Origin of the sequence: Serratia sp. CY71090 (assembly GCF_052166845.1) — a bacterium.
Taxonomy (GTDB): Bacteria; Pseudomonadota; Gammaproteobacteria; order Enterobacterales; family Enterobacteriaceae; genus Serratia; species Serratia nematodiphila.
On the sequence record NZ_JBJNOA010000004.1, the window covers coordinates 80,449 to 94,581 of the forward strand.

The 14,133-nt window shown below is 60.1% G+C and carries 12 protein-coding genes; all 12 read left to right on the plus strand.

Going from position 1 to position 14,133, the window contains the following annotated elements; translation table 11 throughout:
- The first annotated feature begins 1 nt into the window (after position 1).
- The 12 genes from tsaE to rnr all read left to right on the plus strand — a co-directional run bounded on the left by tsaE (position 2) and on the right by rnr (position 14,099).
- A complete protein-coding gene (gene tsaE, locus ACJ8OK_RS10070; protein WP_025305017.1) occupies positions 2–472 on the plus strand; it encodes a tRNA (adenosine(37)-N6)-threonylcarbamoyltransferase complex ATPase subunit type 1 TsaE in 471 nt (156 codons plus the stop codon).
- Between the two features lie 7 nt (positions 473–479).
- Positions 480–2,276: an N-acetylmuramoyl-L-alanine amidase AmiB gene (gene amiB, locus ACJ8OK_RS10075; protein WP_033631608.1), complete on the plus strand. Its 1,797-nt coding sequence runs from the start codon at positions 480–482 to the stop codon at positions 2,274–2,276.
- Positions 2,277–2,298: 22 nt separating this feature from the next.
- Positions 2,299–4,182, plus strand: coding sequence for a DNA mismatch repair endonuclease MutL (gene mutL, locus ACJ8OK_RS10080; RefSeq protein ID WP_260953613.1), 1,884 nt, complete (start codon positions 2,299–2,301; stop codon positions 4,180–4,182).
- Complete coding sequence (gene miaA, locus ACJ8OK_RS10085) at positions 4,175–5,116, plus strand: tRNA (adenosine(37)-N6)-dimethylallyltransferase MiaA (RefSeq protein WP_260953614.1); 942 nt, start codon at positions 4,175–4,177, stop codon at positions 5,114–5,116. Before mutL ends, miaA begins: the two co-directional genes overlap by 8 nt.
- 114 nt (positions 5,117–5,230) lie before the next feature.
- Positions 5,231–5,539: an RNA chaperone Hfq gene (hfq, locus tag ACJ8OK_RS10090; protein ID WP_004933678.1), complete on the plus strand. Its 309-nt coding sequence runs from the start codon at positions 5,231–5,233 to the stop codon at positions 5,537–5,539.
- Positions 5,540–5,637: 98 nt separating this feature from the next.
- The gene (gene hflX, locus ACJ8OK_RS10095; RefSeq protein WP_004933675.1) at positions 5,638–6,918 is read left to right on the plus strand and encodes a ribosome rescue GTPase HflX; all 1,281 of its coding nucleotides are present in this window, start codon (positions 5,638–5,640) and stop codon (positions 6,916–6,918) included.
- 68 nt (positions 6,919–6,986) lie between these two features.
- Positions 6,987–8,237: an FtsH protease activity modulator HflK gene (hflK, locus tag ACJ8OK_RS10100; RefSeq protein WP_016929360.1), complete on the plus strand. Its 1,251-nt coding sequence runs from the start codon at positions 6,987–6,989 to the stop codon at positions 8,235–8,237.
- A gap of 3 nt (positions 8,238–8,240) precedes the next feature.
- Positions 8,241–9,245, plus strand: coding sequence for a protease modulator HflC (gene hflC / locus ACJ8OK_RS10105; protein ID WP_004933669.1), 1,005 nt, complete (start codon positions 8,241–8,243; stop codon positions 9,243–9,245).
- A gap of 63 nt (positions 9,246–9,308) precedes the next feature.
- Positions 9,309–9,509 carry a DUF2065 domain-containing protein gene (locus ACJ8OK_RS10110; RefSeq protein ID WP_004933666.1) on the plus strand — a complete coding sequence of 67 codons (201 nt, stop codon included), beginning with the start codon at positions 9,309–9,311 and terminating at the stop codon, positions 9,507–9,509.
- Positions 9,510–9,607: 98 nt separating this feature from the next.
- The gene (locus ACJ8OK_RS10115) at positions 9,608–10,906 is read left to right on the plus strand and encodes an adenylosuccinate synthase (protein ID WP_004933663.1); all 1,299 of its coding nucleotides are present in this window, start codon (positions 9,608–9,610) and stop codon (positions 10,904–10,906) included.
- A 233-nt stretch (positions 10,907–11,139) separates the two neighbouring features.
- The gene (gene nsrR, locus ACJ8OK_RS10120) at positions 11,140–11,565 is read left to right on the plus strand and encodes a nitric oxide-sensing transcriptional repressor NsrR (protein WP_004933660.1); all 426 of its coding nucleotides are present in this window, start codon (positions 11,140–11,142) and stop codon (positions 11,563–11,565) included.
- Positions 11,566–11,624: 59 nt separating this feature from the next.
- A complete protein-coding gene (gene rnr, locus ACJ8OK_RS10125) occupies positions 11,625–14,099 on the plus strand; it encodes a ribonuclease R (RefSeq protein WP_048325821.1) in 2,475 nt (824 codons plus the stop codon).
- Positions 14,100–14,133: the final 34 nt, after the last annotated feature.

Sequence of the window (14,133 nt, forward strand, 5' to 3'; positions counted from 1 at the left end):
AATGAAAGAACTCGTTTTACCTCTGCCGGACGAGGCAGCGACTGTCGCTTTGGGCACCACTTTGGCCAAGGCCTGCGATCGCGCCAGCGTCATCTATCTCTACGGCGACCTGGGCGCCGGTAAAACCACCTTCAGCCGTGGTTTCCTGCAGGCGTTGGGGCATCAGGGCAACGTCAAAAGCCCGACCTACACGCTGGTGGAACCCTATGCCTTGCAGCCGCTGGCGGTGTATCACTTCGATCTGTATCGCCTGGCCGATCCGGAAGAGCTTGAATTCATGGGCATTCGCGATTACTTCGCGCAAGACGCCATCTGCCTGGTCGAATGGCCGCAGCAGGGCACCGGCGTGCTGCCGGAGCCGGATCTGGCGCTGCACCTCAGCTATCAGGGTGAGGGGCGAGAGGCGAAGATCGAGGCGATTTCTGCATACGGCAGCCAGTTGTTAGACCGCATTCATGGATCACAGGGATGATGCTGCAATGACGCAGGTGTTGAAAAAATTTGCGGTCATCATGCTGATCGCCGTGCTGGGGCCGCTCGGCGCGTTGAACGCGCTGGCGGCGTCCTCGCTGTCCGATATCAAAGTGTCGAACGCCCAACGCGAAGCGACGGTGTCGGTGAGCTTCAATGGCCCGCCGGACTATGCGTTTTTCCCGCTGCACGGCCCGGAACGGGTGGTGCTGGACGTTAACCAGAAGGGCAAAGTCGGCGGCCTGCCGCTCAATTTTAGCGGGCAAAACCTGGTGAAGAGCATTCGCTCCAGCGCGCCGAAAGACGCTCAGAGCGTGCGCCTGGTGTTTGATCTGACCCAGCGCGCCAAAACCCGCGTTTCCACTCGCCAGAACGGCGGCGTGCATACCGTGGTATTCACCATTTCGGCCGAAGGCGGCGCCAATATCGTGGCGCGTAAAGCGCCGGTGCAAACGCCTCCGCCGGTCGCCGTCAGTCAACCGCCGCGTCAGGCGCCGGTTGCGGTGCGTGAAGCGCCGGAGCCGCCGCTGCGCAAAGCGCCGACGGGATCGAATCCCTTTACCCAAAAACAGACTGTGGTCGCAGGCACCGCCACTGAGGTCACGCCGCGCAGCAGCCGCGTTTCCGCCGGTTCCGGCGATCGGGTGGTGGTGGCGATCGACGCCGGCCACGGCGGCCAGGATCCGGGAGCCATTGGCCCGAGCGGGTTGAAAGAAAAGAATGTCACCATCGCCATCGCACGCCGCCTGCAGGCAATGCTGGACGCCGATCCGCAGTTCAAACCGGTGCTGACGCGTAACGGCGACTATTTTATCTCGGTGATGGGGCGTTCCGACGTTGCGCGCAAACAGGGCGCCAACGTGCTGGTCTCCATCCACGCCGATGCCGCGCCAAACCGCAGCGCCAGCGGCGCTTCCGTCTGGGTGCTGTCCAACCGCCGCGCCAACAGCGAAATGGCCGGCTGGCTGGAACAGCATGAGAAGCAGTCTGAGCTGCTCGGCGGCGCCGGCGATTTGCTGGCCAACAGCCAGGCCGACCCTTATCTGAGCCAGGCGGTGCTGGATCTGCAGTTCGGCCACTCGCAGCGCGTCGGGTACGATGTGGCGGTGAAGGTGCTGCAGCAGCTGCAGAGCGTCGGATCGTTGCATAAACGTCGGCCGGAACACGCCAGCCTGGGCGTGCTGCGTTCGCCGGATATTCCATCGCTGCTGGTGGAAACAGGATTTATCAGTAATAGCACGGAGGAGCGGCTGCTGGGCAGTAGCGCGTATCAGGAGAAGATTGCCAGGGCCATTCATAACGGCCTGCGCAGCTACTTCCTGGCGCATCCGCTGCAAGCCGACCCAAAGGTGGAAAACCGACCGCTGGACGTCGCAGCGGCGGTTAACACCTCAACACCAGACGTGCGCCAGCCGGAGCCTATCGTCAGCCCGGCCGGCGCAAGCCGCAGCGTTAGCGGCAAGACCCAGATCCACGTGGTGAAGCGGGCGGAGACGCTGTCCGGCATCGCCGACAGCTACGGCACCACCATGGCGGCCCTGCGGGATCTGAACAAACTGAAGAAAGACGGCGTGTGGGTCGGGCAACGCCTGAAGGTGCCGGCGGGTAAAACCGCCGCCGTCACCGCCGTCGCCAAGGCGAAAACGCCGGCGAAGAAGCCGTCTAAACATAAAGTGGCCCGTGGGGACACGCTGTCCTCTATCGCTTCTCGTTATGGGGTCAGCGTCGGCGATCTGAAACGGGTCAATAATCTGAAGTCGGACGTCGCGCCGCTGGATCGGACGCTGACCATTCCGCAGGCCTAGCGCCACCGCTACAGGAGTCAGCATGCCTATCCAGGTGTTACCGCCACAGCTCGCCAACCAGATCGCCGCCGGAGAGGTGGTTGAACGCCCCGCGTCGGTGGTCAAAGAGCTGGTGGAAAACAGTCTGGACGCCGGTGCGACGCGCATCGATATCGATATCGAACGCGGCGGTGCCAAGCTGATCCGCATTCGCGATAACGGCTGCGGCATCGGCAAGGACGATCTGGCGCTGGCGCTGGCGCGGCACGCCACCAGTAAAATCAGCACGCTCGACGACCTGGAGGCGATCGTCAGCCTCGGCTTTCGCGGCGAAGCGCTGGCCAGTATCAGCTCGGTTTCCCGTTTGACCCTGACGTCGCGTACCGCCGAACAAAGCGAGGCGTGGCAAGCCTATGCCGAAGGGCGCGAGCAGGCGGTGACGGTCAAACCCGCCGCGCACCCGGTCGGCAGCACGCTGGAAGTGCTGGATCTGTTTTACAACACGCCGGCGCGCCGCAAGTTCATGCGCACCGAGAAAACCGAATTTGGCCATATCGATGAAGTGGTGCGGCGCATCGCGCTGGCGCGTTTCGATGTGGCGATCAACCTCAGCCACAACGGCAAACTGATCCGCCAATACCGGGCGGCGAAGGAAGAGAGCCAGCACGAACGCCGTTTGGGCAGCATCTGCGGCCCGGCGTTTTTGCAGCATGCGCTGAACATCGACTGGCAGCATGGCGATCTGAGCATCCGCGGTTGGGTGGCGGATCCGGACGGGGCGCGCCAGCTGGGTGAAATGCAGTATTGTTACGTCAACAGCCGCATGATGCGCGATCGTTTGATCAATCACGCCATTCGTCAGGCCTATCAGGATCAGTTGAAGGACGATCAGCAGCCCGCTTACGTGCTGTATCTGGAGGTCGATCCGCACCAGGTGGACGTCAATGTTCATCCCGCCAAGCACGAGGTGCGTTTCCATCAGGCGCGGCTGGTACACGATTTTATCTACCAGGCGGTGACCACGGTGCTGCAACAGGCCGGTCAGACACCGTCGCTGCCGCTGGCGGAAACGCCCGACGAAGCGCCCGCGCCGGTCTGGCAGCAGGAAAACCGCGTCGCCGCCGGCGGCAACCATTTTTCTCAGCCGGCGCCGCGCCGTGAAACGCCGCCACCGGCCGGCGCCGCCCGCGAGCGGGCGCCGCAGCCGAGCCGGCAAGCGGCGGGCGGCTATCAGAAACGCGAAGGCGAGCTGTACGGTAAACTGATGCAGCCCGTAGCCGAGCCGCCGGCCGAGGCCGCGCCGGAAACCCCGAGCAAGCCGCCGCTGTTCCCGCCGGCGAAAGCCGCAGCGGAAACGCCGTTGGCGGGCGGCCAGCACAGTTTTGGCCGGGTGTTGATGATCCATCCGCCGTGTTATGCGTTGATTGAACAGCGCCAGCAGCCGGCGTTGCTTAACCTGACGGTGGCGGAACGCTGGCTGCGCCAGGCGCAGCTCAACCCGCCGGCAGAAGGGCTGCGGCCGCAGCCGCTGCTGATCCCAGTCAAGCTGACGTTGGAGAAGAGCGAAGCGGTGGCCATCGCGCGGCATCAGGCGCTGTTGGCGGCGATGGGGCTGGATCTGCAGACGGATCATGGCCGTGTGACGTTGCGCGCAGTGCCTTTACCATTACGCCAACAAAATTTACAAAAACTGATACCCGAACTGTTAGGCTATCTGGCCGAACATCAGGAGATGTCGCCCGCGGTGCTGGCTACCTGGCTCGCTCGCCGCCTTGGCAGCGAACATGAACAGTGGAACACCTCGCAAGCGATACAATTGCTGACCGACGTTGAACGACTTTGCCCGCAGCTGGTCAAATCGCCACCGAGCGGACTTTTACAACCCGTTGATTTACAGGCCGCACTGGCGGCCCTCAAGCATGACTGACACTGAAATGACACCACGTCCCCCGGCTATTTTCATCATGGGGCCAACCGCCTCGGGCAAGACCGCGCTGGCGATCGCGCTGCGCGAACGCCTGCCGGTGGAGCTGATCAGCGTCGATTCCGCGCTGATTTATCGCGGCATGGATATCGGCACCGCCAAGCCGAGCGCCGAAGAATTGGCGCAGGCGCCGCATCGGCTGATCGATATTCGCGATCCCGCCGAAGCTTACTCGGCCGCGGAGTTCCGCGCCGATGCGCTCAAAGAGATGGCCGACATCACCGCCGCCGGCCGCATTCCGCTGTTGGTGGGCGGCACCATGTTGTATTTCAAGGCGTTGCTGGAAGGATTGTCGCCGTTGCCGTCCGCCGATCCCGCGGTGCGCGAGCGCATCGAACGGCAAGCGGCGGAGCAGGGCTGGGAGGCGTTGCACCGTCAGTTACAGGCGATCGATCCGGTCGCGGCATTGAGAATTCATCCGAATGATCCGCAGAGACTGTCCAGAGCACTGGAAGTTTTTTTTATTTCGGGTAAAACTTTAACGGAACTGACTAAAATTTCGGGTGAATCGTTGCCGTATCAAGTTCGCCAATTTGCAATAGCGCCGACCAGCCGTGAGTTGATCCATCAACGCATCGAGCTGCGGTACCATCAAATGTTGGCGGCGGGTTTTGAGACGGAAGCGCGTGCACTTTTCGCACGGGGTGATTTGCATACGGACTTGCCCTCCATTCGCTGTGTCGGTTACCGCCAGATGTGGTCATACTTGTCTGGTGAAATTAGTTACGATGAGATGGTTTATCGTGGTATTTGCGCAACACGTCAGTTGGCTAAACGCCAGATGACCTGGTTACGGGGTTGGGAGTCGGTCCATTGGTTGGACAGTGAAAAGCCGGGAGAGGCTTTGGACTCGGTGACACAGGTTGTTAGTGCATAGGTTGGGTGATTGTGTACAATTGCTGAGTATTCAGCGCGCAAATTTTTTACGTCGTTTATTTTAGAGCCGACAGGTTCTTAGTTACAAACAACAAGCAAATAAGGAAAAGATAGAATGGCTAAGGGGCAATCTTTGCAAGATCCGTTCCTGAACGCATTGCGTCGTGAACGTGTTCCGGTTTCTATTTATTTGGTGAATGGTATTAAGCTGCAAGGCCAGATTGAGTCTTTTGACCAGTTTGTCATCCTGTTGAAGAACACGGTTAGCCAGATGGTGTACAAGCACGCTATCTCTACCGTTGTCCCGTCACGCCCGGTTTCGCATCACAGCAACAACCCGAGCGGCGGTTCAAGCAACTATCACCATGGCAACAATCCGTCTGCGCAGCAACAGCCGCAGCAGGAAAGCGATGACGCTGAATAAAGCGCGTTGCAAGTCAACCATGACGGGGAGCATAAGCAGCCGCGGGCTGTTTATGTCCCCCAAACTCACGGTGAGTGTCCGTTTGAGAGGTTGCACGCTTGTTTGACCGTTATGAAGCCGGTGAGCAGGCCGTACTGGTTCATATCTATTTCTCGCAAGACAAAGATACGGAAGACCTCAACGAGTTCGAATCGCTGGTCTCCTCAGCCGGTGTCGAAGCTTTGCAAGTGGTGACTGGTAGCCGCAAAGCCCCGCATCCGAAGTACTTTGTCGGCGAAGGAAAGGCCGAAGAAATTGCAGATGCGGTGAAAGCCAGCGGCGCGTCTGTTGTCCTGTTTGATCATTCCCTTTCCCCGGCGCAGGAAAGAAACCTCGAGCGCCTGTGCGAATGCCGGGTGATCGATCGCACCGGGCTGATTTTAGACATCTTTGCCCAGCGTGCCCGCACCCATGAAGGTAAGCTGCAGGTGGAGCTGGCGCAGTTGCGTCACATTGCCACGCGTCTGGTACGCGGCTGGACGCACCTGGAGCGGCAAAAAGGGGGGATTGGCCTGCGTGGGCCGGGGGAAACCCAGCTTGAGACCGACCGTCGCCTGTTGCGCGATCGCATCAGCTTGATTCTGCGCCGCCTGGAGCGGGTAGAAAAGCAGCGTGAACAAGGCCGACGCGCGCGGACCCGCGCCGATGTGCCGACCGTATCGCTGGTGGGCTACACCAACGCCGGCAAATCCACCCTGTTTAACCGAATAACGTCTGCCGAGGTGTATGCGGCGGACCAGCTATTTGCCACCCTGGATCCTACGTTGCGGCGCATTGACGTGCCGGACGTGGGGGATACCGTGTTGGCGGATACCGTAGGCTTTATCCGGCACCTGCCGCACGATCTGGTGGCCGCCTTCAAGGCGACGCTGCAGGAAACGCGCCAGGCATCTCTGCTGCTGCACGTCATCGATGCCGCAGATCCGCGCGTCGATGAGAACATCGAAGCGGTGAACACCGTGCTGGCGGAGATAGACTCGGATGAAATTCCTACACTGTTAGTGATGAACAAAATAGATATGCTGGACGATTTTGTGCCGCGTATCGACCGCAACGACGAAAACCTGCCGATCCGGGTGTGGCTGTCCGCCGCCAGCGGAGAGGGTATTCCGTTGCTGTATCAGGCGTTGACGGAGCGCTTATCGGGGGAGATCGCGCATTACGAATTGCGCTTACCGCCACGGGCAGGCCGTCTTCGCAGCCGTTTTTACCAGCTTCAGGCGATTGAAAAAGAGTGGAACGAAGAAGACGGCAGCATTGGCGTGGTGGTGCGAATGCCGATCGTCGAATGGCGTCGTCTCTGCAAGCAAGAACAGGACCTGATTGACTTTATCGTATGATCATATCCTGTTACATTTATGCTTCGCGAAAGCCTGAAGTACCCAATCACAGAATATGGAGCTAAAACATGGCGTGGAATCAGCCCGGTAATAACGGACAGGACCGCGACCCGTGGGGGAGCAGCAATAACAATGGCGGCAACTCTGGCGGTAACAACAAAGGCGGTCGTGATCAAGGGCCACCTGATTTGGACGATATCTTCCGCAAACTGAGCAAGAAATTGAGCGGTTTCGGCGGGGGCAAAGGCTCCAACAGCAATAGCGGCGGCACCGGCACCTCTGGTCCGGGCTTCAGCGGCCGCATTATCGGTATCGCGGCGGTCGCCGTGGTGGTGATCTGGGCCGCCAGCGGCTTCTACACCATCAAGGAAGCCGAGCGCGGCGTCGTGACGCGTTTCGGTAAGTTCAGCCATCTGGTGCAGCCGGGCCTGAACTGGAAGCCGACTTTCATCGACGACGTGCGTCCGGTGAACGTGGAGTCCGTGCGCGAATTGGCAGCGTCCGGCGTGATGCTGACCTCCGATGAAAACGTGGTGCGCGTGGAAATGAACGTGCAGTACCGCGTGACCAACCCGGAAGCGTACCTGTTCAGCGTCGTCAATGCCGACGACAGCCTGAGCCAGGCGACCGACAGCGCCCTGCGCGGCGTGATCGGCAAATACTCGATGGACCGCATCCTGACCGAAGGCCGTACCGTGGTGCGTAACGATACGCAGCGCATGCTGGAAGAGACCATTCGTCCTTACAACATGGGCATCACGCTGCTGGACGTCAACTTCCAGGCGGCGCGTCCGCCGGAAGAGGTGAAGGCGTCGTTCGACGATGCGATCGCCGCGCGTGAGAACGAGCAGCAATACATCCGTGAAGCGGAAGCTTACGCCAACGAAGTTCAGCCGCGTGCGAACGGCCAGGCGCAGCGTCTGCTGGAAGACTCCAAGGCTTATAAGGATCGCACCGTCCTGGAAGCTCAGGGTGAGGTGGCGCGCTTTGCCAAGCTGTTGCCGGAATACAAGTCTGCACCGCAGATCACCCGCGAGCGTCTGTATATCGAAACCATGGAAAAAGTGCTGGGCCATACCCGTAAGGTGTTGGTGAGCGACAAAGGCAACAACCTGATGGTGCTGCCGCTGGATCAGATGCTGCGCGGCCAAGGCGCGGCGACGGAGAGCGGCAACAAGGATACCAGCCTGATTCGCCTCAATCCGAATCCTGCGCCGGCTGCCAACAGCAGCACTCCGCGCACCAGCGGCGGATCGGTTATGGATCAGCGCCGGGCGAATGCGCAGCGTGACGACACCACTCGCGTAGGGAGAGAGTAATCAATGCGTAAGTCTTTTGTAGTTATTGTCCTCGCGGTGCTGGTGGTGCTGTACGCTTCGCTGTTTGTGGTGCAGGAAGGCCAGCGCGGCATCGTGCTGCGCTTCGGCAAGGTGCTGCGCGATGGCGAAAACAAGCCGCTGGTGTATGCGCCGGGTCTGCACCTCAAGATCCCGTTCATTGAGACCGTGAAGAACCTGGATGCGCGCATCCAGACCATGGACAACCAGGCCGATCGCTTCGTGACCAGCGAGAAGAAAGACCTGATCGTCGACTCCTATCTGAAATGGCGCATCAGCGATTTCAGCCGTTACTATCTGGCGACCGGCGGCGGCGACGTCTCCCAGGCCGAAGTGCTGCTGAAACGCAAGTTCAGCGACCGTCTGCGTTCCGAAATCGGCCGCCTGGACGTGAAAGACATCGTGACCGACTCGCGCGGCAAGCTGATGTCTGACGTGCGTGACGCGCTGAACACCGGCACAGTGGGCGACGGCGAAGAAGTGGCGACCACCGAAGCCGATGACGCTATCGCCTCTGCGGCGGCGCGCGTTGAGCGGGAAACCACCGGCAAACAGCCGCAGGTGAACCCGAACAGCATGGCGGCGCTGGGCATCGAAGTGATCGACGTGCGTATCAAGCAGATCAACCTGCCGGCCGAAGTCTCCGACGCCATCTACCAGCGTATGCGCGCCGAGCGTGAAGCGGTAGCCCGTCGTCTGCGCTCGCAGGGCCAGGAAGAAGCCGAGAAGCTGCGCGCCAGCGCGGATTACGAAGTGACCCGTACCCTGGCGGAAGCAGAGCGTCAGGCGCGTATCACCCGCGGTGAAGGCGATGCCGAAGCAGCCAAGCTGTTCGCCAATGCGTTCAGCCAGGATCCGGACTTCTATGCCTTTATCCGCAGCCTGCGCGCCTATGAAGCCAGCTTCAAGGACAATCAGGACGTGCTGGTACTGAGCCCGGACAGCGATTTCTTCCGCTACATGAAGTCGCCTGATACCCTGCGCAAATAAGCGCGGGAGGCAATCTGAACGAGGGCCCGTTTACGCGGGCCCTTTCTCGTTTTTGGGGGATGCATGAACTCAACGATTTGGCTGGCGCTCGGGCTGGTTCTGGTGCTGGAAGGATTGGGGCCGATGCTGTTTCCGCAGGCCTGGCGCAAAATGATTGTGGCGATGTCGCAGTTGCCGGACGCAACGCTGCGGCGATTTGGCGGTGGAATAGTGGTTGCGGGCTGCGTGATCTACTATATGTTGAGCGGCCGCACGGGTCTTTAAAGTCTAGCCCAAAATTTATGCAATCGTATGCTAAAAGTGCTGAAAATCGAAAATTACGGTGGTAGAATCCATTTTTAAGCAATCGGTGATTTTGAAAAATGGGTAAGAACGTCGTCGTACTGGGCACCCAATGGGGTGACGAAGGTAAAGGCAAGGTTGTAGACCTGCTGACTGAACGGGCTCAATATGTTGTGCGCTACCAAGGTGGCCATAACGCTGGCCACACTCTGGTAATCAACGGTGAAAAAACCGTTCTTCATTTAATTCCTTCAGGTATTCTGCGTGAAAACGTCACCAGCATCATCGGCAACGGTGTTGTTCTGGCGCCGGACGCGTTGATGAAAGAAATGGGTGAACTCGAAGCGCGTGGCATCCCGGTACGCGAACGTCTGTTACTCTCCGAAGCTTGCCCGTTGATCCTGCCTTATCACGTTGCGTTGGATAACGCGCGTGAGAAAGCGCGCGGCGCGAAAGCGATCGGCACCACCGGTCGCGGCATCGGCCCGGCTTACGAAGATAAAGTGGCTCGTCGCGGCCTGCGCGTCGGCGATCTGTTCAACAAAGAAACCTTCGCCGTTAAGCTGAAAGAGATCGTCGATTACCACAACTTCCAGCTGGTCAACTACTACAAAGTTGACGCCGTCGATTATCAGGCGACGCTGGACTACGTGCTGTCTATCGCCGACATCCTGACCGCCATGGTGGTTGACGTTTCCGAACTGCTGGACGGCGCGCGCAAGCGTGGCGACCTGATCATGTTCGAAGGCGCTCAGGGCACCCTGCTGGATATCGACCACGGTACTTACCCGTACGTCACCTCTTCCAACACCACCGCCGGCGGCGTGGCTACCGGTTCCGGCATCGGCCCGCGTTATGTGGACTACGTGCTGGGCATCGTGAAAGCCTACTCCACTCGCGTGGGTGCAGGTCCGTTCCCAACTGAATTGTTCGATGAAACCGGCGAGTACCTGTGCAAGCAGGGTAACGAGTTCGGCGCCACCACCGGCCGTCGTCGTCGTACCGGCTGGCTGGACGCGGTAGCGGTGCGCCGCGCCGTGCAGATCAACTCCCTGTCCGGCTTCTGCCTGACCAAACTGGACGTCCTGGACGGCCTGAAAGAAGTGAAGATCTGCGTGGGCTACCGCATGCCGGACGGCCGCGAAGTGGACACCACTCCGCTGGCGGCTGAAGGCTGGGAAGGCATCGAGCCTATCTACGAAACCATGCCGGGCTGGAGCGAAACCACCTTTGGCGTGAAAGAGCACAGCAAGCTGCCTCAGGCTGCGCTGAACTACATCAAGCGCATCGAAGAAGTGACCGGCGTACCGGTAGACATCATCTCTACCGGCCCGGATCGCAGCGAAACCATGATCCTGCGCGACCCGTTCGACGCATAATCAGGCTTTGCGGCATTAAACAAACCGGGCGCGTCCCGGTTTGTTTTTATCCTGACTCCCTCCGATTGCGGTTTCACGTCAAAAAATCCTTTCATAAACCCGCCTTAGGGCGCGGGATTCGCTAAATAATTAGCGACGAACTCTCCGGCTGGTTTATTATCCAATGAGTAATCTTTTGAATAGCGCCGAAAAGCGGCGTATCAGACGGGTAAAGTGATACCCAGAGGTAAGATGTGCAGTTAACAAGTTTTACTGATTATGGCCTGCGGGCGTTGATCTACATGGCCTCGTTGCCGCAGGACAAGATGACCAGCATCTCGGAAGTGACCGAGGTTTATGGCGTGTCTCGCAACCATATGGTGAAGATCATCAATCAGTTGAGCCGGGTAGGTTTTGTCACGGCGGTGCGCGGTAAGCATGGCGGCATCCGTTTGGGCAAACCGGCCGAGAGCATTCGCCTCGGCGACGTGGTGCGGGCGCTGGAGCCGCTCGCGCTGGTTAACTGCAGCAGCGAGTTTTGCCACATCACCCCTGCCTGCCGATTGAAGCAGGTGCTCCACCAGGGCGTACAGAATTTCCTTGAAGAGCTGGATAAGCATACGTTGGCCGACATGGTCGAAGACAATCCGCCGCTCTACAAGCTATTGCTTGTCGAATAAAACGACGTTGAGAAGACAAGGCTCAACGTCATCCTGCTGATGACAACGGAGGAACCGCAATGTCACAAGATCCATTCCTGGAACGAGAAGCAGAAAAATACGAATCCCCTATCCCCAGCCGTGAATATATCCTGGCCCATTTGGCGAAAAGAGAAACGCCGGCCAGCCGCGAAGAACTGGGCAACGAATTGGGTCTCAGCGGTGAAGAACAGCTGGAAGCGCTGCGCCGCCGCCTGCGCGCCATGGAGCGCGATGGTCAGTTAGTGTTTACCCGCCGCCAGTGCTACGCGCTGCCGGAACGTTTGGATCTGCTGCGCGGCACGGTGATCGGCCACCGCGACGGCTACGGCTTCCTGCGCGTCGAAGGCAGCAAAGACGATCTGTACCTGTCCGCCGAACAGATGAAAATGGCGATCCACGGTGACGTGGTGCTGGCGCAGGCCTTGGGCGCGGACCGCAAAGGGCGCCGCGAAGCGCGCATCGTGCGCGTGCTGGTGCCGAAAACCAGCCAGATTGTCGGCCGCTTCTTCATGGACGCCGGTACCGGCTTCGTGGTGCCGGACGATAGCCGTCTGAGCTTCGATATTCTGATCCCGGCGGACAGCGTCAGCGGCGCGCGCATGGGCTTTATGGTGGTGGTGGAGCTGACTCAGCGTCCGACTCGCCGCACCAAGGCGGTTGGCAAGATCGTTGAGATCCTCGGCGACAAGATGGGCACCAGCATGGCGGTGGATATCGCGCTGCGCACCCATGAGATCCCGCATACCTGGCCGCCGCAGGTGGAAAAACAGGTGGCCGATCTCAGCGAACAGGTGCCGGAAGCGGCCAAGAAGGGCCGCGTCGATCTGCGCAAGCTGCCGTTGGTCACCATCGACGGTGAAGACGCGCGCGACTTCGATGATGCCGTGTACTGCGAGAAAAAACGCGGCGGCGGCTGGCGCCTGTGGGTAGCGATCGCCGACGTCAGCTACTATGTGCGTCCACGCACCGCGCTGGACGACGAAGCGCGCAGCCGCGGCAACTCGGTGTATTTCCCGTCGCAGGTGATCCCGATGCTGCCGGAAGTGCTGTCCAACGGGCTGTGCTCCCTGAACCCGCAGGTCGATCGCCTGTGCATGGTGTGCGAGATGACCATCTCCGCCCAGGGGCGCCTGTCCACGGCCAAGTTCTACGAGGCGGTGATGAGCTCCCACGCCCGCCTGACCTACAACAAGGTGTGGCACATTCTGCAGGGCGATCAGGAGCTGCGCGAGCATTATCACCCGCTGGTCAAGCACCTGGAAGAGCTGCACGCCATGTACAAGGTGCTGGATAAGGCGCGCGCCGAGCGCGGCGGCATCGCGTTCGAAACCGAAGAAGCCAAATTCATCTTCAACGCCGAGCGTCGCATCGAGCGCGTAGAGCCGACGGTGCGCAACGACGCCCACAAGCTGATCGAAGAGTGCATGATCATGGCCAACGTGGCGGCCGCGCGCTTCGTCGAGAAACGCAACGAGCCGGCGCTGTACCGCGTGCACGATCGTCCAAGCGACGATCACATCTCCGCGTTGCGCAGCGTGCTGAGCGAACTGGGGCTGACGCTGGGCGGCGGCAATAAGCCGCAGCCGAAGGACTATGCGGTGCTGATGGATGAAGTGTCTGAGCGCCCTGACCACGAAATGCTGCAAACCATGTTGCTGCGCTCGATGAAACAGGCGATTTACGATCCGGAAAACCGCGGCCACTTCGGCCTGGCGCTGGCGTCTTACGGCCACTTCACCTCGCCGATCCGCCGTTATCCGGATCTGGCGCTGCACCGCGCGATCAAATATCAGCTGGCCAAAGAACACGGCGAGCCGAAAGAGCGCTGGACGCCGACCGGCGGCTGGCACAGCGAATTCGAAGAGATGCTGCAGCTGGGCGAACATTGCTCGATGACCGAGCGCCGCGCGGACGAAGCGACGCGCAACGTCGCCGACTGGCTGAAGTGCGACTTCATGCAGGATCACGTCGGTGAAGTGTTCAGCGGCATCATCTCCAGCGTGACCGGCTTCGGCTTCTTCGTGCGCCTGAACGATCTGTTTATCGACGGGCTGGTGCACGTATCAACGCTGGATAATGATTACTATCGCTACGATAATATCGGCCAGCGCCTGATCGGCGAGTCTTCCGGGACGGTCTATCGCCTGGGGGATACGGTGGAGATCCGCGTGGACGCGGTGCATATGGACGAGCGCAAGATCGACTTCGCGCTGGTGTCCAGCACCCGCAAAGCGCGCGGTGAAGGGAAAACCGAGCGCGATCGCGCCAAGAAGGGCGGCCAGCGCACGCTGCGCGACAGCGGCAATGCGGGGCGCGGCAAGCGCCGCGGCGGCAAACCGCCGGCCAACTTCGAACCGGACAGCGCCTTCCGCAAGCAGGATGACGCCAAGCCCGCCGACAAGGTGAAGAAGGCGAAGAAGAAGGCCAAGAAAGCGTCTGACAAAACGCGGAAAATCGCGGCGGCGACCAAAGCCAAACGCGCAGCCAAGAAGAAAGGTGCCGAGCAGGCCTAACCTGCCGCACATCGTTACCATCGGCCGGTTATCG

Bases quoted from the DNA above. Each gene is read 5' to 3' on its own strand.
- hfq (WP_004933678.1), top strand. From the start codon at position 5,231: ATGGCTAAGGGGCAATCTTTGCAAGATCCGTTCCTGAACGCATTGCGT.
- ACJ8OK_RS10115 (WP_004933663.1), top strand. From the start codon at position 9,608: ATGGGTAAGAACGTCGTCGTACTGGGCACCCAATGGGGTGACGAAGGT.
- tsaE (WP_025305017.1), top strand. From the start codon at position 2: ATGAAAGAACTCGTTTTACCTCTGCCGGACGAGGCAGCGACTGTCGCT.
- rnr (WP_048325821.1), top strand. From the start codon at position 11,625: ATGTCACAAGATCCATTCCTGGAACGAGAAGCAGAAAAATACGAATCC.
- ACJ8OK_RS10110 (WP_004933666.1), top strand. From the start codon at position 9,309: ATGAACTCAACGATTTGGCTGGCGCTCGGGCTGGTTCTGGTGCTGGAA.
- mutL (WP_260953613.1), top strand. From the start codon at position 2,299: ATGCCTATCCAGGTGTTACCGCCACAGCTCGCCAACCAGATCGCCGCC.
- hflK (WP_016929360.1), top strand. From the start codon at position 6,987: ATGGCGTGGAATCAGCCCGGTAATAACGGACAGGACCGCGACCCGTGG.
- miaA (WP_260953614.1), top strand. From the start codon at position 4,175: ATGACTGACACTGAAATGACACCACGTCCCCCGGCTATTTTCATCATG.
- amiB (WP_033631608.1), top strand. From the start codon at position 480: ATGACGCAGGTGTTGAAAAAATTTGCGGTCATCATGCTGATCGCCGTG.
- hflC (WP_004933669.1), top strand. From the start codon at position 8,241: ATGCGTAAGTCTTTTGTAGTTATTGTCCTCGCGGTGCTGGTGGTGCTG.